Source organism: Myxococcus sp. RHSTA-1-4 (genome assembly GCF_020037125.1).
Taxonomy (GTDB): domain Bacteria; phylum Myxococcota; class Myxococcia; order Myxococcales; family Myxococcaceae; genus Myxococcus.
In genome coordinates this window covers 16,344-33,904 of record NZ_JAIQDG010000005.1, presented here as the reverse complement: position 1 = coordinate 33,904, position 17,561 = coordinate 16,344, and the positions used below count along the sequence as shown (strand labels likewise).

At 72.4% G+C, this 17,561-nt stretch carries 17 protein-coding genes; 9 read left to right on the top strand and 8 right to left on the bottom strand.

Features of this window, described 5'->3' with window-relative positions:
* Positions 1 to 51: 51 nt before the first annotated feature.
* Entirely contained in the window at positions 52 to 1,113 is a 1,062-nt protein-coding gene (locus K8638_RS09390; RefSeq protein WP_223754110.1) for an asparaginase, read from the bottom strand.
* Positions 1,114 to 1,186: 73 nt separating this feature from the next.
* Between K8638_RS09390 and K8638_RS09385 the strand changes: the two genes are divergently transcribed.
* Genes K8638_RS09385 through truD form a run of 3 tightly spaced genes read left to right on the top strand, consistent with a single transcriptional unit; the run spans position 1,187 to position 4,546 of the window.
* A complete protein-coding gene (locus K8638_RS09385; protein ID WP_370643946.1) occupies positions 1,187 to 2,185 on the top strand; it encodes a DsbA family protein in 999 nt (332 codons plus the stop codon).
* Between the two features lie 7 nt (positions 2,186 to 2,192).
* A complete protein-coding gene (locus tag K8638_RS09380) occupies positions 2,193 to 3,527 on the top strand; it encodes a DUF4388 domain-containing protein (RefSeq protein ID WP_223754108.1) in 1,335 nt (444 codons plus the stop codon).
* Positions 3,524 to 4,546 (top strand): tRNA pseudouridine(13) synthase TruD, encoded by a 1,023-nt coding sequence (truD, locus tag K8638_RS09375; RefSeq protein ID WP_223754107.1) that lies wholly within the window; start codon positions 3,524 to 3,526, stop codon positions 4,544 to 4,546. The genes K8638_RS09380 and truD overlap by 4 nt, the downstream gene beginning before the upstream one ends.
* Positions 4,547 to 4,675: 129 nt before the next feature.
* Here the strand turns inward: truD and K8638_RS09370 are convergent, their stop codons facing one another.
* A complete protein-coding gene (locus K8638_RS09370) occupies positions 4,676 to 6,106 on the bottom strand; it encodes an OmpA family protein (RefSeq protein WP_223754106.1) in 1,431 nt (476 codons plus the stop codon).
* Between the two features lie 32 nt (positions 6,107 to 6,138).
* A complete protein-coding gene (locus tag K8638_RS09365; protein WP_223754105.1) occupies positions 6,139 to 6,456 on the bottom strand; it encodes a DUF4398 domain-containing protein in 318 nt (105 codons plus the stop codon).
* Between the two features lie 152 nt (positions 6,457 to 6,608).
* On the opposite strand from K8638_RS09365, the gene K8638_RS09360 reads away from it, so the two are divergent.
* A complete protein-coding gene (locus K8638_RS09360) occupies positions 6,609 to 7,592 on the top strand; it encodes a HEAT repeat domain-containing protein (protein ID WP_223754104.1) in 984 nt (327 codons plus the stop codon).
* A complete protein-coding gene (locus K8638_RS09355) occupies positions 7,589 to 8,548 on the top strand; it encodes an N-acetylmuramoyl-L-alanine amidase-like domain-containing protein (RefSeq protein WP_223754103.1) in 960 nt (319 codons plus the stop codon). The genes K8638_RS09360 and K8638_RS09355 overlap by 4 nt, the downstream gene beginning before the upstream one ends.
* 19 nt (positions 8,549 to 8,567) lie before the next feature.
* On the opposite strand, the gene K8638_RS09350 is transcribed toward K8638_RS09355, so the two are convergent.
* Both K8638_RS09350 and K8638_RS09345 read right to left on the bottom strand, forming a co-directional pair.
* Positions 8,568 to 9,014 (bottom strand): DUF2007 domain-containing protein, encoded by a 447-nt coding sequence (locus K8638_RS09350; RefSeq protein ID WP_223754102.1) that lies wholly within the window; start codon positions 9,012 to 9,014, stop codon positions 8,568 to 8,570.
* Between the two features lie 80 nt (positions 9,015 to 9,094).
* Positions 9,095 to 9,487, bottom strand: a complete 393-nt coding sequence (locus K8638_RS09345) for a response regulator (protein ID WP_223754101.1) — start codon at positions 9,485 to 9,487, stop codon at positions 9,095 to 9,097.
* A 150-nt stretch (positions 9,488 to 9,637) separates the two neighbouring features.
* Here K8638_RS09345 and hpf point away from each other — a divergent pair, with 150 nt between their 5' ends.
* The 4 genes from hpf (at position 9,638) to K8638_RS09325 (ending at position 14,546) form a co-directional block, all read left to right on the top strand.
* Positions 9,638 to 9,997 carry a ribosome hibernation-promoting factor, HPF/YfiA family gene (hpf, locus tag K8638_RS09340; RefSeq protein ID WP_223754100.1) on the top strand — a complete coding sequence of 120 codons (360 nt, stop codon included), beginning with the start codon at positions 9,638 to 9,640 and terminating at the stop codon, positions 9,995 to 9,997.
* A gap of 144 nt (positions 9,998 to 10,141) precedes the next feature.
* A complete protein-coding gene (locus tag K8638_RS09335; RefSeq protein ID WP_223754372.1) occupies positions 10,142 to 12,133 on the top strand; it encodes an MXAN_5187 family protein in 1,992 nt (663 codons plus the stop codon).
* A gap of 147 nt (positions 12,134 to 12,280) precedes the next feature.
* Entirely contained in the window at positions 12,281 to 13,795 is a 1,515-nt protein-coding gene (locus K8638_RS09330; RefSeq protein WP_223754099.1) for a GspE/PulE family protein, read from the top strand.
* 22 nt (positions 13,796 to 13,817) lie between these two features.
* A complete protein-coding gene (locus K8638_RS09325; RefSeq protein WP_223754098.1) occupies positions 13,818 to 14,546 on the top strand; it encodes a PEGA domain-containing protein in 729 nt (242 codons plus the stop codon).
* A 5-nt stretch (positions 14,547 to 14,551) separates the two neighbouring features.
* Here K8638_RS09325 and K8638_RS09320 read toward each other — a convergent pair whose 3' ends face one another.
* From K8638_RS09320 to K8638_RS09310, 3 genes are all read right to left on the bottom strand, one after another.
* A complete protein-coding gene (locus tag K8638_RS09320; RefSeq protein WP_223754097.1) occupies positions 14,552 to 15,493 on the bottom strand; it encodes an SDR family oxidoreductase in 942 nt (313 codons plus the stop codon).
* 356 nt (positions 15,494 to 15,849) lie between these two features.
* Complete coding sequence (locus K8638_RS09315) at positions 15,850 to 16,653, bottom strand: GNAT family N-acetyltransferase (RefSeq protein WP_223754096.1); 804 nt, start codon at positions 16,651 to 16,653, stop codon at positions 15,850 to 15,852.
* Positions 16,653 to 17,531 carry a bestrophin family protein gene (locus K8638_RS09310; RefSeq protein ID WP_223754095.1) on the bottom strand — a complete coding sequence of 293 codons (879 nt, stop codon included), beginning with the start codon at positions 17,529 to 17,531 and terminating at the stop codon, positions 16,653 to 16,655. The genes K8638_RS09315 and K8638_RS09310 overlap by 1 nt, the downstream gene beginning before the upstream one ends.
* Positions 17,532 to 17,561: the final 30 nt, after the last annotated feature.

The window sequence follows — 17,561 nt, the reverse complement described above, 5'->3', positions numbered from 1 at the left end:
TTTTCGCCTGGGCAAGCATGCTGCCCTCGGCCTTCTCTCCACCACCGTCCGTCACGCCACCCGCACCCGCCGCGCGGGACGGCGCCGGGTGGGGGCGGGCGGGGGGACTGTCGGCCGTCCGACGGTCAGCTCCCCGGCCACCGGCGTTCGGATGAAGCGCGCCAGGGCCTCCTGCGAGTGGGGGTGGTACGCCAGCCCCTGCATCAGCTTCACCAGCGCCGCCGAGGGGGTCATGTCCGCGCCGCCCACCGCCCCCGCCTCCAGCGCCGCCGCGCCGGACTCATAGAGGGAGAGGTCCACGCCGTTGCGGTACGCCTCGCTCACCACCACCACCGGCACCCCGCGCTCCCGGGCCTGGGTGAAGAGGGGGCGCAGCGAGCGCCCGAGCTCCGGGGTGATGGGGAAGTTGCCGGCCCCGTACGCCTCCAGCACCAGCCCCCGGATGTGGGGGAGCAGCTGCAGCGGCAGGGCGGGGTCCAGCCCCGGGTACACCTTCAGGAGGAAGACGCGCGGGTCCAGCTTCTCGTAGAGGCGGAAGGCGCCGCGAGGCTTGAGGCCCGGCTCGAAGGTGGCGTCCACGCCCAGCGTCCCCAGCACGGGGCAGTTGGGGCTCTCGAAGGCGTCGTACTCCGCCACCTTCACCTTGCGCGTGCGGTTGCCCCGGTACAGGTGCGAGTCGAAGCAGATGGTGACCTCGCGCGGCCCCTGGAGCGCGGAGAGGACGGCGTCGATGAGGTTGAGCCGCGCGTCCGAGCGGATTTCCCCCAGCGGCCGCTGCGAGCCCGTCAGCACCACCGGGCAGGGCAGGTTGCGCAACATGAAGGAGAGGGCGCTGGCCGTGTAGGCGAGCGTGTCCGTCCCATGGGTCACCACGGCCCCGTCGAAGTGGGGCAGGCGCTTGTGGAGGTGGGCGGCCATGCGGCTCCACAGCTCCGGCTGCATCTCCGAGCTGTCGAGGTTGCAGAACAGCTCCAGCTCGATGTCGGCCAGCCGGAACAGCTCCGGGACGCGGGACTTGAGCGTCTGGAAGAAGGCCGCGGGGCGCAGGGCGGAGGGCCGGCCACCGGCCATTCCGAGCGTGCCCCCGGTATGCAGCAGCAGGACTCTGGGCATATGAGCAGGGGGGCTTCCCTGCCAAGGCTGGCGTTCCTTTACAAGCCCCGCGCGCGTGGCTAAGACCCGCCGCGTGCTCCTTTCCTGCTGGAAGCGTGTCGTTCCCCTGCTGGCCGCCGCCGTCCTGACGGGGCCGGGCTGCAAGAGCCCCGAGGGTGCCACCCCCGCCGCCTCCAAGGCGCCGGCCGCCCCCGCTCCCGCCGCCCCCCAGGCGGCTCCGACGCCTCCTCCCGCCGCCGCCACCGCGGCGCCCACGGACCCCGCCGCCGTCCTGAGCGGAATTCCAGGCATGGACTTCTCCTCGCTGTCCCCGGTGGCCCGGCGCGAGCTGGCCACGGTGATGAGCGACGAGTTCTGCTACTGCGGCTGCCCCCACACGCTGGGCGCCTGCGTGAAGCAGCACACCGGCTGCCGGCACGGAAAGCGCATGGCCCGGCTGGCCGCGCGCATGGTGTCCGACGGCAGCCCCGCCACCGAGGTCATCGTCTCGCTGTCCCAGTACTACGCCGCCTTCCGGCAGCCGCGGGCGCAGTTCAAGGTGGACGAGCGCATGTGCACCGGCAGCGCCGGCGCCCCGGTGACGGTGGTCGAGTTCTCCGACTTCGAGTGTCCCTACTGCGCCAAGGCCCGCCCGGTGCTGGAGGCCTTCGCGAGGAAGAACGCACAGCAGGTGCGCTTCTGCTACCTGCCCTTCCCGCTGTCCAACCACGCCAACGCGGTGCCCGCCGCCCAGGCGGCGCTGTGGGCGAGGGACCAGGGGAAGTTCTGGCAGATGCACGACGCCCTCTTCGAGCACCAGGAGAACCTGAAGCCGGAGGCGCTGCCCGCGCTGGCCAGGGGGCTGGGCCTGGACGGCGACAAGCTGGCCGCGGTGCTCAAGTCGGACGCCTACAAGCAGGAGCTGGAGGGCTTCCGCAACCAGGGCCGGGCGGCCGGCATCACCGGCACGCCGTCGGTGTACTTCAACGGGCGCCCCGTCGACCTCGCCTTCATCCAGGAGGAACTGCTCACGCACAGCCTGGAGGACGAGGTCGAGTGGCGCACGAACAACAACGCATGGGCCTCCGACTGACGGCGGGATGATGCCGCGCTTCCGCATCGACGGGCCCCAGCTCGTCCCCGAGGATCGCCACGGCCCGTCGCCGCTGTCGGGCCGCTCCGGGACGTACGCGCTGATGCCGACGGCGCCCGACCTGCTGGTCTTCTCGCGCACCCCCGCGGCGGGCGGCTCCATCCCCGCGCCGCGCGTGGTGATGTCCGGGGACGCCGGCGGCTTTCCGCTGTCCGACCTCATCGCCTTCCTCAGCCAGTCGCGCTGGAGCGGCGTCATCCGCGTCAGCTCGCCCAGCGGCGAGCGCTCCATCACCTTCCGCGAGGGCGAGGTGCGGGGCGCCTCCTCCGACGACCCGGCGGACCGGCTGGGCGAGGTGCTGGTGCGCCTGGGCTACGTGGAGCGCGCCCAGGTGGAGGCCGCGCTGCGCGAGCAGCCGCCCTCCAAGGTGGGCCGCGCGCTGGTGGAGAAGGGGCTCTTGCAGGCGCATGACCTCTTCAAGTGCGTCACCCACCAGGTGAGCGAAATCTTCCACGCCATCGTCCTGTGCCGCGAGGGGAGCTTCTTCCTCGTGGACCAGCCGGTGGACGAGAAGACGGGCCACATCATCCAGCTGTCCACGCAGAGCCTGCTGATGGACAGCATCCGGAAGATCGACGAGCTGGCGCACTTCCGAAAGCGCATCCCCCACGGGCGGCTGTACGTGGCGCGCAAGCGCCCCTCGGACGGGAAGCTGGAGGAGGACGAGGACCGGGTGCTGGCCATGCTCGACGGCCGGCGCACCATCCTGGAGCTGGGCCACGCGGCCCGCCTGTCCGAGTTCGACATCACCAAGGTGGTGTTCCGGCTGCTGGAAGGCGGCTTCGCGTCGGTGACGGACAAGCCGTTGATGGTGCCCGCCGCCACCGCGCCCACCCCCGTGCCGCGGCAGCAGGTGCCCGTGTCCGCCACGCCGGCCAGCCCGCCCACCCGCGCCGTCCCGGCGGTGGACCCCCGCCCGGTGGCGCGTGTCTTCAACTTCATCTTCCGCGAGATTCGCGACGAGGTGGCCAAGCAGGGCATGGACCGCGAGTTCATCGCCGCCGCCAACGCCGCGCTGTCCGGACAGGCCCTCTCGTCCTCGCCGGTGCTGGAGGGGCTGGCCTTCGCGGCGGACGGCAGCCTGCCGGAGGGCAAGCTGATTGAGGGCTTCGAGCGGCACCGCTCGCAGCTCGGCAGCGAGCCGCTGGCGTCCTTCAAGCAGGCGCTCAGCGACGTGATGTTCTTCCTGCTCTTCCAGGCCGGAGAGCTGCTGGAGTCGCGCGCGGACGAGGACCTCGCCCGCCGCGTGAAGGAACTGCTGGCCACGCTCGAGGCGCCGTGACGGATATTGAGCTTCCGCGGCTGACGGCGGACGTGCCCGGGTGCGGCGGCGCGTTCAAGCTGGTGCCCGAGGACTTCGAGGTGGAGGAGATTCCCGCCTACGCGCCGTCCGGCGAGGGCGAGCACCTCTACCTCTGGCTGGAGAAGCGCGGCCGGGACACCCGCGAGGTGGTGCGCGCGCTGGCCTCGGCGCTGGGCGTGTCCGAGGACGACATCGGCGTGGCGGGGATGAAGGACCGGCAGGCCGTCACCCGGCAGCTCATCTCCGTGCCCGCGCGCGCGGAGGCGAAGGTGGGGGACTTCGCCCTGGACGGCGTCAGCGTCCTGTGGACGAAGCGGCACGGCAACAAGCTCCGCACCGGGCACCTCCGTGGCAACCGCTTCCGCCTGCGCCTGCGTGGCGTGCGGGACGTGGGCGCCGCGCGCGAGTCCTTCTCCCGGCTGGTGGACCGGGGCCTGCCCAACTACTTCGGCGAGCAGCGCTTCGGCCGCGCGGGAGACAATGCGGACCTGGGCCGGCTGCTGGTGCTGGGCCAGCGGCTGCCGAAGCGGCCGGACCGCTTCCAGCGCAAGCTGTACCTGTCCGCCTTCCAGTCCCGCCTCTTCAACCGGGCCCTGGCCGAGCGCCTGCGCGCGGGCACGCTGGCTGCCGCGCTGCGCGGGGACGTGCTGCGCAAGGAGGAGACGGGCGGCCTCTTCGTCTGCGAGGCGCCGGAGGTGGACGGCCCGCGCGTGGCCGCCTTCGAGGTGAGCCCGGCCGGGCCCCTCTTCGGCCCGAAGATTCCGGCCGCCGCCGGAGAGGTGGCCGAGGCCGAGGCCCGGCTGCTGGCCGCGGAGGGCGTCACCCTGGACGACTTCAAGCGCGGCGGAGGCGAGACGGAAGGAGGGCGCAGGCCCTACCGCGTCCGCCTGGGCTCGCCCGAGCTGGCGCCGGAGGGCGAGGACCTGTGGCTCACCTTCGAGCTGCCCCGGGGCGCGTACGCCACCGAGGTCCTCCACGAGCTGCTCAAGGACGGCTGAAGGGCGCTGCCTCGCGCCGCGGCCCGGTGAGGCCCCCTGAAACGACAGCGCCTCCGTGGGCCGGGCCCGCGGAGGCGCTTCGCTTTTCAGCCCGTGGGCCCCGGCCTGGGTGGGCCGGGGCGGGGTGGCCTACTGCTCGACGACGTTGAACTCGGTGCGGCGGTTCATCGCGCGGCCGGCCTTGGTGTTGTTCGGGCCGATGGGCCGCGTCTCACCGAAGCCCACCGCCTCCAGGCGGCCCGGGTCGATGCCACGGCGGATGAGCTGCGCCATCACCGAGTCCGCGCGCTTCTGCGACAGCCGCAGGTTGGACGCGTCCTTGCCCAGCGAGTCGGTGTGGCCCTCGATGCGGATCTTCTTGATCCACGGGGCGTCCCGCATCGCCTGGGCCACGTCATCCAGGATGGCGAAGCTCTGCTTGCCGATGATCTTCGCCGAGCCGGACCCGAAGGTGATCTGCTTCTTGATTTCAATCCGGTCCTTCTTGATGACGACCATCTTGTACTGCTTGGCGCAGCCGCGCTCCTCCTTCACGCCGGGCTGGTCCGGGCACGCATCCAGCCGGTCGACGACGCCGTCATTGTCCGCGTCCTTGTCCGCGCAGCCGCCGTTCTCCGCGGGGCCGGACTCCAGCGGGCACTTGTCCTGACCATCCGGCAGGCCGTCGCTGTCGTTGTCCAGGTCCGGGCAGCCGTCGTCGTCCGCGAAGTTGTCCTTGTCCTCCGGCTCGTCCGGGCACTTGTCCTGCGGGTCGTTCAGGCCGTCGCCGTCCTTGTCGAGGATGGGGCAGCCCACGTTCTGCACCGGGCCCGTCTCGTTGGGGCACTTGTCCACGCTGTCCACGAGGCCGTCCTGGTCGTTGTCCAGCTCGGCGCAGCCGTCCTCGTCCTGGAAGCCGTCCTTGTCCTCGCCCTGGTCGACGCACTTGTCGTCCGGGTCGAAGATGCCGTCGCCGTCGCGGTCCTTCGGCGCCTCCTGCGGGCAGCCCTGGTTCTCCAGCACGCCGGGGTTGAGCGGGCACTTGTCGTTGCCGTCCAGCACGCCGTCGTTGTCGTTGTCGGCCTCGGGGCAGCCGTCCTCGTCCTGGAAGCCGTCCTTGTCCTCGGCCTGGTCGGGGCAGGGGTCGTCCTTGTCCAGCGTGCCGTCGCCGTCGTTGTCCGTCTCCTCGATGCGGACCACGACCTGGGGCGGCTGCGGCTGCTGCGGCTGGGTGGGCTGCTGCGGCTGGGTGGGCTGCTGGGGCTCGGGGCGCTCACGGACGAGCACCTGGCGCGGGCCGCAGCTCTTGGACAGCTCCAGCGCGCGGTCCACCGCGGTGTCCGCGGTGCGCACGTGCTGCGAGGCGCGGCCGCTGTTGCCCTGGCTCAGCTCGCCCCGGGCGAAGTCGAGGTGGGCCTCGGCGGTGGCCAGCTCCACCGGGGCGCAGCGGAGGGCGCCGCCACGGCGGGCACGCTCCACGTCCGCCGCGAGCACCTCCGTGTCAGCGCGAATCTTGCTGCCGCTGACACAGGCGACGGAGAGAAGCAGGGGAAGCAGCGCGGCGAGAGAGGGACGCTTCATCGGAGAGCGCTCGGGCGTCACGGGTTTGGGCGTCACGGGTTCTGGGGACGGCCACCGGGCTCGGTGGCGCCAGCCGCGGCCATGGCCTTCTCACGGGCCTCGTTGGCGTAGCGCGAGGCCTTCACGGCGAAGTCCACGCCGGCCTGATAGTCGGAGTAGCCCACCTCCTCGCGTGCCTTGGCGAGGTACAGATTGGCGGCGGTCCACTCGAACGGGGCGAGCTTGTCGGCCCCGGCCGTGCGCGCGGCCTGGATCTGCACCTCGGCGTCGAGGATGTTCGCGGTGGACTTCACGGGGCCGCACGCGGCGAGCGCCCCCGCCACCGCCACCAGCACCATCTGCTTCTTCATAGGGTGGCGCCTCTAGATGAGGGGTAGGACCCGCCGGTCGTATCAATCGCCCCTTGGGGGGTCAAGAATCGGGCAGACCGCGCTGGCCGGGGGGCCGGGCATGGAGGCGGAACTTTGACGGCCGGCGCCGCGCTTGCCATCGTTCCATCCCCGTGCGTCCGCCCGTCCGCCCAGTCCTGCTGCTCGCGCTGCTGCTCCCGCTCCTCGCCCTCTCCGCGCCTCCATCCGCCGCGAAGCGTGGCCAGCGGCGCGCGGAGACGGAAGCCGTCATCGAGGGCCTCCTCGAGGGAGCCCCGGTGCCCGCGGCCGTCTCGCGCCTGCGCTTCCTGCGTGAGGAGGCCTACGCGGCCGAGGAAATCACCCTCGCCCTGCGCAAGGTGCTGGACGAGCGGGTGCGCCGCAACCTCACCGCCGTCCTGGCCGGGCTGGAGACGCGCGAGGCCGAGCCCACGCTGGCGCGGCTCGCGGGCGACGACGACAGCGCGGTGCGCATGTACGCCGCGCAGGGCCTGGCCCGGCTGAAGAGCCGCAACACCCAGGTGCTGCTGCCCCTGTTGCAGGACAAGAGCAGCGGGGTGCGCCGGGAGGCGGCGCGGGCCCTGGGCGCCTCTCGCAACCCGAAGATGGGTGCCGCGCTGATGAAGGCGGCGAAGCTGGAGCAGGAGCTGGAGGTGCGTGCCGCCATGCTGACCGCGGTGGGAGACACCGGGGACGCGAAGCAGATGCCCGCCCTCAAGGCATACCTGACGAGCGACTCGGAGAGCTCCCGCTTCGCGGCGGCGCGCGGGCTGTGCCGGCTGGGCTCGCCGGACGGCTTCGCCTTCGCGGGCAAGCTGCTGGGCTCGCAGGACCGCTTCGTGCGCCGCCAGGGCCTGGAGCTGTACGAGGGCGTCAGCGCGAAGAAGGCCGCCCCCGCGCTCAAGCCCCTGCTGGAGGACAAGGACCGCGCGCTGGCCGCCGGCGCCGCGCGCATCCTCTACCAGGGCGGGGACGCCTCCATGCTGGACTGGCTCGTGCTGGCCTCGTGGAACGCGAAGGGGGAGGAGAAGCTCACGTACGAGAAGGAGCTGGAGACGCTCCAGCTCGCCGACGACCGGCGCAAGGCCATCCTCCGCAAGGCGGGTGTCGCGAAATGAAGGCCGCCGCGCTGCTGGCCGCGGCGCTCTTGTCCCAGGCGCCCGCGGCCCCGACTCCCCCCACGGATTCCGCGCCTCCGGGCGCGGACTCCCTCCTCGAGTCTCCCGCCGCGTCCGCCCAGGCGGCCACCGCCACCCCGCGCCGTCCCAACGGCTGGGAGGGCCTGTCCGCGGAGCAGCGGGCGGCGCTGGTGGCCCAGGACGCGGATGCGCCCGTCGCCGAGCGCCTCCTGCGGATGAGCGAGCGCTTCATCAACACGCCCTACGTGCTGTCCCCGCTGGGCGAGGGCCAGGGCGTGGACCCGGACCCGACCTTCCGCCTGGACGCGGTGGACTGCCTCACCTTCGTGGAGCAGTCCGTGGCCCTGGGGCTGGCGCGCGGCGAGGCGGACGTGGCCCCGCTGCTGGAGAACCTCCGCTACGCCAGCACGCCCTCCTATGAGGACCGCAACCACCTCATGGAGGCGCAGTGGCTGCCCAACAACATCCGCAAGGGTTTCCTGGTGGACGTGACGCGGCGCTACGCCGGTGAGGACTCGGTGCCCGTCACCAAGTCGCTCACCCCGCTCACCTGGCAGTCCCGCTCCTCCCTGGCGCTGGGCCTTCCGAAGGAGCGGCGTCCGGTGGGCACGTACCCGCTGAACATGCTCCCGCTGGAGAAGGTGATGGCGCACGCGCGCTCCATCCCCTCCGGCACCATCCTCGTGGTGCTGCGCGAGGATTTGCCGCTGAAGGCCACCCGCGTGACGCACCTGGGCTTCGTGGTGCAGCGCAAGAAGCGCACGTACCTGCGCCATGCCTCGCGTGGCGGCTACAACCGCGTGGTGGACGAGGATTTGGAGACGTTCCTCGCCCGCAACGCGCGCTACGCGAAGTGGAAGGTGACGGGCGTCAGCCTCTTCGAGGTGCGCCGGCCGGAAGGCGCCGGCACCAGCACCGCCGTTCGCTCGCCCTGAAGCGCGGCTGCCCGGCTGCTCAGGGGGCGGGCGGAGGGCTGGGGGGCGTCTCGGTCTCCCGCTCCTCTTCCTCGGCGGCGCGGGCGGCCTCGTCGGTGGTGGCCAGCTCCTGCACGCGCTCCTGCTCCAGCAGGGGCACCGCGCGGGCCCGCAGGTCCTCGGGCACCAGGATTTCCCACCAGGGCAGCAGGTTGCCCGTGGTCAGCTTGTCCACCACCCCGGAGCGGCCGGCGCGCACCAGCACGGGGATGTTTGCCTCCTGCAGCACCCCCACGAAGGCCTCCGCGGTGAACGGGTCCTCCGCGGTGGCCGCGCGCACGAAGACGCGCTTGTCCATCTCGTGGGGCAGCGGCAGGCCCCGGGCGCGCATCTCCTCCGCGCTCACGAGGAGCGGGTTGCCCGGACAGTCCGCGCACTCCCGCACGCTGTCCTGGTACTCCGAGCCGCACCTGGCGCAGTACTTCATGACGCTCCCTCCCGCGTGGTGTCTGGAGGGACATGGTAGGTCCGGCCCCCGCGAGCCGCACCCCCGTCCAGACGCATCGTTCAGTGGCGGGCTTCGTCGCCGCCGCCCGCCCAGTGGCGTGCCTCGTCACCCAGCCGGCCGACCGTGGCGCTCAGCCGCTCCACGTCGATGGGCTTGCGCAGCACCACGTCGCAGTGCTCGGCCCCCTTCACCTGCGTGTAGCCGGAGACGAGGATGACGCGGGCCCGCGGCTCGCGCTCCTTCACCTTCGCGGCCAGCTCGGTGCCGAGCATGCCCGGCAGCGACTCGTCGGTGACGACCACGTCCGGGTGCACGGACTCGAAAGCCCTCAGGCCGGCCAGCCCGTCCGGAGCGGTGCTGACGTCGAAATCCACCTCCAGCAGCTCCGCCAGCAGCTCCCGGCTGTCCCCATCATCCTCCACCAGCAGGACCTTGATTCGCGCGGCATCCATGTGCCTGCGAAACCCACGTGTCGGGCTGAAACGTCCTCCGTCGGCCGCGGGCGCTCCACCGCCCCCCCGCTGGGAGGGCAGGGGAGCAACGGAGTTTCCCCCTCACCGGCGGACGCGAGGCTGTCCATCTTTGGCCCCGGAGGTGATGCCATGAAGGTGTTGCTGCGTGGAGTGCACCTGGACCTGACGGACGCCCTCCGGGCGTACGTGGATGAGCACCTGGTGAGCCATATCGAGCGGTTCGCGGACGACGAGGCGGCGGAGATCGACATCTCGCTGGTGGACATCAATGGCCCCAAGGGCGGAGTGGACAAGGAGTGCCGGGTGACGGTGCGCATGCCCGGCCTCTCCTCGGTGCACGTCACGGAGACGGCGGACTCGCTGTTCCCCGCCATCGACGCGGCGCGTGACCGGCTGGAGAACGCCCTCAAGCGCTCGCGAGACAGACGGCGTGAGGTGCAGACGGACGGCCTGCCCCAGGACGTGGCGGTCGACGTGCCCACCTACTAGTCAGGGGGTGAGGCGGTAACGGCCCGGCTTTCCAGGTTGTCTACCTGGCGGCCGGGCCTGTCGTGTCCGGGTGCCCGAATCTTGCTGGCTCTGAACGGTGAACGCTATAAGCGGAACCCTTCACCCTCGGGCTAAAGGATGGCGATGGTCCGCCTCAAGTTCCTTGTCTTCGCCTTGCTGGTCATCGGACTGGGCCTGGCTCATCTGCCGATGCTGTCGGGACCGCAGCGCGAGCGCGCCGTGGCGGCAGCCACGTCTCAGGCCGCCGCGGGCGCCGCCGAGGTGGCGCGCCGCGTGGACGCCCGCCGCGCCGAAGTGCAGTCGCTGGCGCTGAAGCTGGCCGCCTCGCAGGACGTGGCCTCCGCGGTGGCCGCGCTGAGGCCGGAGCCGGCCCGCGCGCCCGCGCCGCGCAACCCGCGTGCCCGCCCCGCCGACGACGACGCTGCGCCCTCCGGCCCGCAGCCGCTGACCGCCGAGCGCTTCGCCGCGGTGCGCGCCGCCGCCGAGGCGGTGCTGCCCAAGGAGCTCAAGGGCGCGGTGGTGGCGCTGGTGGCGCAGGACGTCCAGTTCCACGCCGTCGCGGGCGGCGAGCCGTCCTCGGACACCGCGAAGCTGGACGTGGCCGCGGTGGCGAAGGCCGGCGGCACGGTGGTGGAGGCCTTCGGCGCTCCGCACGCCTTCGCTTCGGTGCCCCTGCTGTGGAGCGGCGACTCGCGCCTGCAGCCGCTGGCGACGCTGGTGGTGGGCGCCCCCCTGGTGGACGAGGGCCTGCTGGAGGCCGCGGCGCAGGCGTCCGGTGTCCCGGCGCTCGCGCTGGTGAAGGGTGACGCGGTGGTGGGCGCCGCCGGCGCGGAGAAGGCGCTGGCCGAGGGCTCGCTGGCGCAGGTGCAGGCCAACGCCGGGGGCGTGGTGCTGCGCAGCGGTCATCTCCAGGCCCTGGGCCCGGTGATGCTGCCCGTCTTCACGAATGGCGACTTCCTGGGCGGCAAGGCCCCGCTGATGGTGGGCTCCCGCCACGCGCTGGAGGGCACCCCGCTGGAGGTGCTCGCCGTGGCCGACACGCGCTCCGTGCTGGGCGCGCTCGCCGCCTACCAGCAGAACGCGCTCATGGGCCTGGCGGGCCTGCTGGGCCTGACGCTCCTGTGGACGCTGCTGATGGGCTCCGGCCGGAGCAGCGGTGACGAGGTGAAGGGCAACTCGGACACGCTGAGCCTGTCGGCCGCCATGGCCGCCACCACGCCTCCGCAGCCGCAGGCCGCGCCGCCGGCGGCCCACGCCTCCGCGCCCATGGGCGACCCGTTCGCGACGTCGGCGCCGCCTCCCGTGGCGGACCCGTTCGCCATGCCGGCGCCGCCCCCGACGCCCGCGGCGGACCCGTTCGCGATGCCGGCGCCTCCTCCCGCGGCGGACCCGTTCGCCATGTCCCCGCCGGGCCAGGCGCCCGTGGGAGACCCGTTCGCGCTGCCGCCCCCGGTGCCGGCGCCGGCCGCGGACCCGTTCGCCTCGGCGGACCCGTTTGGTTCCGCCGAGCCGTTCCCGTTCCCCGCGCCTCCTCCGGCGGCCCCGCCCGCGCCGTTCACCGCGGCGGCGGCCATGCCGTTCGAGCCGGACCCCGCGTCCTTCCCGCCGGCCGAGCCCCTGTCGCCGGCGTCCCCGCGCCGCGGCGCGTTCGCCTTCGAGGACCAGCCCACGGCGGCGTATTCGCTGCAGCAGGCGGCGGACCCGTTCGCGCTGGCGGCCGCGCAGGCGCCGGAGAACACGGAGACCACGCGCGTGTCGGCGATTCCGCGCGAGTTGCTCCAGGCCAGCGCCCGCCCGCCGACGTCGGAGGCCATTCCCATGCCGCCTCCGCGCACCGCCGCGCCGCCCCAGGCCGCCATTCCGCTGCCGGGCCTGGGCAACTCCGCGGTGGCGCTCTCCGAGGAGCAGCACTTCCAGGAGGTCTTCCGCGAGTTCGTCACCACCCGCGAGCGGTGCGGCGAGCCGGCCGACGGCCTGACGTACGACAAGTTCGTGCAGAAGCTCCGCAAGAACAAGGAGCAGCTCGTCCAGAAGTACGCGTGCAAGACGGTGCGCTTCCAGGTGTACGTGAAGGAGGGCAAGGCCGCCCTCAAGGCCACGCCCGTCAAGGACTGAACGTCCGCCTCGCTCGTGGCACCGAAGGCCCGTGACCTCCCCGGAGGTCGCGGGCCTTCTCACATTTCGTGCGGGATGGCGCCATCCGGTTGCACGGGTAGAGTGGGGCCCTTCCCCGGTGCTACCGTCCGGGGAATGAGCGTGTCGATGAATCGAGCCGCCCGCGTGCTGTGGGCCGTCGCGGGGCTGGTGCTCGTCGCCGGTTTCGCCTCCTGGGTCTACAGGCATGCCTCGCTCGGCGCCGGGCCCGCGATGAAGCTGGGCGGGCTCTATCTCCAGGTGGCGGTGACGCCGCTGCTCCTCGGGAGCGTGGGCCTCGCGCTGGTGCTGGGAGTGGCCTCCCGGGCGGTGGACGCGCTGCCCCGCCGCGTGGCCGCGCCTCCGCTGAAGCTGCCGGAGCTGTCCCCGCTCGCGGCGGATGGCGAGGACAGGGCCCGGGCCGTGCGGGAGATGCTCCTGGTGCTGGGGCGGCATCTGCGCGGCATGGCCGCCCGCAATGAGCCGGACATCATCGGCTTCATGGACCAGTTGATGGACGGGGCCATCCGCTCGGGCGCCAGCGACGTGCACATCCACCCCCTGGAGACGGGCACCCGCATCGCGTTCCGCGTGCACGGGGTGCTGGAGCAGGTGCTCGTCTTCCCGCGCGAGCACCACCCGCGGCTCATCAACCGGGTGAAGGTCCTCTCGCGGCTCCCGCTGTACCAGCTCGACAAGCCGCAGGACGGACACTTCCCGCTCGCCACGCAGGACGGGCCGGCGGACATCCGCGTCTCCATCCTCCCCACCAACCACGGCGAGTCGGTGGCGCTGCGCATCGCGCGCACCGGTGTGCGGCTGCCCCAGCTCGCGGCGCTCGGGTTCCCCCCGGCGCTGCTGGAGCAGTACCAGCGGCTGCTCGCGTTGCCGCAGGGCCTCATCCTGGTGGCGGGCGCCACCGGCAGCGGCAAGACGACGTCGCTGTACGCCTCGCTGGGCCACATCCAGCAGACGCGCGGTGAGCTGACGCGCATCGCCACCATCGAGGACCCCATCGAGTTCGACGTGCCCCTGTTCGCCCAGACGCAGGTCAACGCCGAGCAGGGTTTCACCTTCGCTCAGGGCCTGCGCGCGGTGCTGCGGCAGGACCCCAACGTCATCATGGTGGGCGAGATTCGCGACCCGGAGACGGCGCGCACGGCCATCCAGGCGGGCATGAGCGGGCACCTCCTGCTCAGCACCATCCACGCCAACTCGGCCGCGGGCGTGTTCAACCGCCTCATCGAGATGGGCGTGGAGCCCTTCCTCCTCGCGTCCGCGACGGCCGCCACGCTTTCGCAGCGGCTGGCGCGCGGGCTGTGTCCGCACTGCCGGACGGAGATGCCCCTCACCCCCGAGGACGCGGTGCGGCTGGACGCGGCGGGCCTCGAGCGCGGCACCTTCTACGGCCCGGTGGGCTGTGAGCGCTGCGAGGGCAGCGGCTACCTGGGCCGCACGGCCATCTACGAGATGCTCGCCGTCACGCCCGCCATCCGCGAGGCCATCAACGCGAAGGTGCCCAGCGACCGCATCCAGGAGCTTGCCCGTCGCGAGGGAATGGTGCCGCTGCTGGCCGCGGGCGTGGAGCGCGCGCGCGCCGGAGCGACGACGCTGAGGGAAGTGTTCCGAGTGGTGGGCGGCTGAGCCCGCGGGGGAGTGACGACACATGAGCAACGAGGCAACCCCCGCGAGCGGGAGGCCCGTCTACGAAGGGCCCGAAGGCGACACCTGGTCGAAGTCCCTCATGGGGCGCACGGAGGAGCTTGGCCATGTCCAGGCGCAGGCGGGCCCCGTCCACACCCGGCCACCGTCCACGTCCGAGCCGCGGGACGTGCCCGTGCCCGGGACGCCCGCCCCGCGCGCCGGGGCCGCGCCGGGAAGTCCGGCCGGGGCGCGGCAGTCCCCTCGGGTGAGACCGGCTCCACAGCCGCCTCCGCCCGCGCCCGCGAGGCCCCTGGCCGCCGCGCTGCGGCTCGGCTCCGCGTGCTTCGGTGTGCTGGCGGCCGTGCTGCTGGTGCTGCCCGAGCTTCAGCGCGTGTCGCAGTCCTCCGCGGATGAGAACCCGGCGCTCCCCGAGCAGACGCTCGCGCCGCGTTTCGACACGGCCGCGCCGGTGCGCGAGGGCGAGGTGCGCGAGCAGCGGGCCCCCATCGAGGGGACCAGCCTGCTCATCGCCGAGTCCGAGCCCACGGGGGCCACGGTGAGCGTGGACGGGGTGAAGCAGGGCACCACGCCCCTGTCGCTGACGCTGGAGTGCACGCCGGGGGCGCCCCTGCGCGTGAAGTTCGTCCGCAAGGGCTTCGACTCTGTCGAGCACACCACCGTGTGCCGGGCCGACACCATGACCGAGCTCTCCACGCGCCTGCGCAGGTCCCGGGGGGGCGCGAGGCCCTGAGCCGGCTACCGGTAGCCGGTGGCGTCGGCGGGCTTGCCCGCGTCCTGGACCTCGGGGATGTAGCGCCAGGCGTCGGGCTGGGAGCCGTCGACGTCCGTGAAGCCGTACACCTTCGCGAGCTGGCCGCTGGAGAGGGACTGTCCGCTCCAGCGGGCCACGTCCGGGTCCGCGGCGAGCGCGGCGACCGCGCGCCCGACGTAGGCCGGTGACTCCGAGATGATGAAGTGCGGCTGCTGGGCCGTCGCGTCGCGCCAGTTCGCCTCGGTGACGCCGTGGATTTCCAGCATCATCTCGGAGCGGAGCCAGCCGGGCGTCAGCGCGACGGCGGTGGCCCCGTGGGGCCGCAGCTCGTGGGCCTGGCTCCACGCCAGCCGGAGGACGGCCGCCTTCGCGAGGTCATAGAACGTCGACACCCGGAAGTGCGTGGCGTTGTACTCGGCGGTGCCGTCCGTCACTTCGACGACGAGCCCCCCGGGTTTCCGGATGAGCAGCGGCAGCGCGCAGTGGCTGGTGATGAGGTGGGTGTCGACGGCCAGCCGCAGCATCCGCAGCCCGGCGTCCAGGGGCTGCTCCCAGAGGGGCTTGTTCCACTCGAAGAGGTGCTCGCCGCCCCAGATGTCGTTGACCAGCACGTCGAGCCGGCCCTGCTCGCGGTCGATGCGCTCCACCAGGGCCCGCACCCGCGCCGGCTCCAGGTGGTCCACCTGGACCGCGATGCCGTGTCCTCCGGCTCGGGTGACTCGCTCCGCGGTCTCCTCGATGGTCTCCGGGCGGTTCTGCTCGGAGCGCTGTGTGCGCGTGGTGCGGCCGGTGACATAGACGGTGGCGCCCGCCGCGCCCAGCTCGACGGCGATGCCTCGGCCCGCGCCGCGCGTGGCGCCCGCGACCAGGGCCACCTTGCCGTGCAGGGGGAGGCTCGTGACAGGTGTCTCTCGGGGTTCAGTCATACGCGGGAGTCTGGAGTCCTTTGTTGACACCTCCTGTCATGAATGGGGCGCCGTGGCGTTGGAGCCCGGCACCGCGACGCGGCGGCGCTGTCGCCTGTTCGACAGCGCCGGCGCCGGGGAGCACCGGCCGTCCGGGCGCTGCTGCCCCACGTCCGGGCCACGCATGCCAGCGGGCCCCAGCTCCAAGGTCCTGGGGCGCGGCGTGGGGAACGTCGTGAGACAGCAGCGCCCGCGAGACCGCCTCCCGTCCCCCTCGGCTCGGGAGGAACGCGCGCGCCTGGATGACATCTGTGCCACGCGGCGCCCTCCCGTTGCTCATGGTTCCATCACGGCTGCATCAGGATGGGGGCATGGCCTCACGCCACGGGCCGCAGGGTGAGCGTGCGCTGCCGCTCCGTCTCCCGGAATCCAACCGACCGGTAGATGCGCTCCGCCGGGCCGCCTTCCTCCGCGACGAGGACGAGCACGCGCGCTCCCAGGCGCGCGAGGGCATGGCGCGAGGCCTCGTGGACCAGCGTTCCGCAGACACCCCGGTTCCGGAACTCCGGATGGGTGCCCACTTCCTGGAAGCGAGCCACGCCCTCGTCGACGAAGATGCCCAGGTCCCCCACCAGCCGGCCCTCCAGGAACGCGCCGAACCAGGTGCCCCGCCCGGTGCGCGTCATCTCCCGGTACCGGTTCAGGTGGCGGTGGATGAAGGGCTCGTAGCTCTCGGGCGGCACCGATGGCGGGCGCTCCGCGCGGTGGTTCTCCATCGCGGCGGCCCAGTCCGCGTCGCCCGCGAGCGGCCGGACGTCGAGCCCCGCGAGGGGACGCGGTGGCGGCTGGACGGCCTCGGCCGTGAGGACGACATCCGCGATGAGCGTGAAGCCCTTCGCCAGGAACGGCTCCTCCACCCCGGGGCCTCCATGCGGGTCGTCCCAGCCGAGCGTCACGTGCCGGATGCGTGGCGCGTGTGCGAACTCCTCGTGGAACCGGCGGACCCAGCGCAGGTCATCCCCCGGGCCGGGCGGCGAGGGGAACAGCAGCAGGTTGCCGCTGTAGAAGTCCGGGTCGGAGGGAGTCTCCACGCGCACGCAGTCCGGAAGCTGCGTCACCGTGCCGTGGAAGGCGCGGAGCATGAGGTCGGTGCGCCAGGCCAGAGAACGGGCACGGAACATCAGAGAATCTCCCCCACGTGCCGGCGGATCTTCCCGCTGATGCCATCCGTGGGCAGGTCGTTGGCGTCGGTGCCGAAGGGGTTCTCGATTTCCTCCGCGATGAGCTCCATCGACGCGAGGACGTAGAAGACGAAGGCCACCGCCAGGATGACGTAGTAGCCCAGGCTGAAGGCCAGTCCGAAGGGCAGCGTCATCACATAGAAGAAGATGAACTTCTTCAGGAAGACCGAGTACGAGAAGGGGATGGGCGTGTTGCGGATGCGCTCGCAGGCCCCGCAGATGTCGGTGAACGACTGGAGCTCCGCGTTCATGGAGAGCAGCTGCTCCCCGGTGAGGACGCCCTGCTTCTGCAGCGCGTAGACCTTCCGCATCAGGAGCGAGGCAAGCTGGTTGGGGACGTGCCGGGACGGGTCCAGGTGCCGGGCCTCCACGCCGCCCCCGGCGACGAACTCCTCCGGGTTGAACTGGTCCCTCAGGTGGTTCTTCAGGGCGAAGGCGTAGTTGGGAATCATCGCCCGGAAGAACTCGCGGTTGTCCCGGTCCTCCTCGGGGAGGAGGGCGTTCATCCTCAGGGCGAGGTTCCGGCTGTTGTTGACCAGGGCGCCCCACTGCTTCCGGCCCTCCCACCAGCGGTCGTAGGCGGAGTTGGACCGGAAGGCGAGCAGCAGGGAGATGACGAAGCCGAGCAGGCTGTGCAGCAGGGAGATGTTCTTGACGCGGCTGTCGTCGGGCAGCTTCCAGACCGCGGACTCCAGCCAGGCCACCAGCGCCGAGTACAGGCAGATGGCGACAATCATCGGCAGCAGCTTCCGGAAGGTGTCCGCCTGGTGGATCCGGAAGATGAAGGTGAACCAGTCCTTGGGGTTGTAATCAATCATGGTGGGTGGGCCGTGGGGGCCTGGCGGGAC

Bases quoted from the DNA above. Each gene is read 5' to 3' on its own strand.
- K8638_RS09390 (WP_223754110.1), bottom strand. From the start codon at position 1,113: ATGCCCAGAGTCCTGCTGCTGCATACCGGGGGCACGCTCGGAATGGCC.
- K8638_RS09380 (WP_223754108.1), top strand. From the start codon at position 2,193: ATGATGCCGCGCTTCCGCATCGACGGGCCCCAGCTCGTCCCCGAGGAT.
- K8638_RS09370 (WP_223754106.1), bottom strand. From the start codon at position 6,106: ATGAAGCGTCCCTCTCTCGCCGCGCTGCTTCCCCTGCTTCTCTCCGTC.
- K8638_RS09365 (WP_223754105.1), bottom strand. From the start codon at position 6,456: ATGAAGAAGCAGATGGTGCTGGTGGCGGTGGCGGGGGCGCTCGCCGCG.
- K8638_RS09355 (WP_223754103.1), top strand. From the start codon at position 7,589: ATGAAGGCCGCCGCGCTGCTGGCCGCGGCGCTCTTGTCCCAGGCGCCC.
- K8638_RS09350 (WP_223754102.1), bottom strand. From the start codon at position 9,014: ATGAAGTACTGCGCCAGGTGCGGCTCGGAGTACCAGGACAGCGTGCGG.
- K8638_RS09345 (WP_223754101.1), bottom strand. From the start codon at position 9,487: ATGGATGCCGCGCGAATCAAGGTCCTGCTGGTGGAGGATGATGGGGAC.
- hpf (WP_223754100.1), top strand. From the start codon at position 9,638: ATGAAGGTGTTGCTGCGTGGAGTGCACCTGGACCTGACGGACGCCCTC.
- K8638_RS09335 (WP_223754372.1), top strand. From the start codon at position 10,142: ATGGTCCGCCTCAAGTTCCTTGTCTTCGCCTTGCTGGTCATCGGACTG.
- K8638_RS09330 (WP_223754099.1), top strand. From the start codon at position 12,281: ATGAATCGAGCCGCCCGCGTGCTGTGGGCCGTCGCGGGGCTGGTGCTC.
- K8638_RS09325 (WP_223754098.1), top strand. From the start codon at position 13,818: ATGAGCAACGAGGCAACCCCCGCGAGCGGGAGGCCCGTCTACGAAGGG.
- K8638_RS09320 (WP_223754097.1), bottom strand. From the start codon at position 15,493: ATGACTGAACCCCGAGAGACACCTGTCACGAGCCTCCCCCTGCACGGC.
- K8638_RS09315 (WP_223754096.1), bottom strand. From the start codon at position 16,653: ATGTTCCGTGCCCGTTCTCTGGCCTGGCGCACCGACCTCATGCTCCGC.
- K8638_RS09310 (WP_223754095.1), bottom strand. From the start codon at position 17,531: ATGATTGATTACAACCCCAAGGACTGGTTCACCTTCATCTTCCGGATC.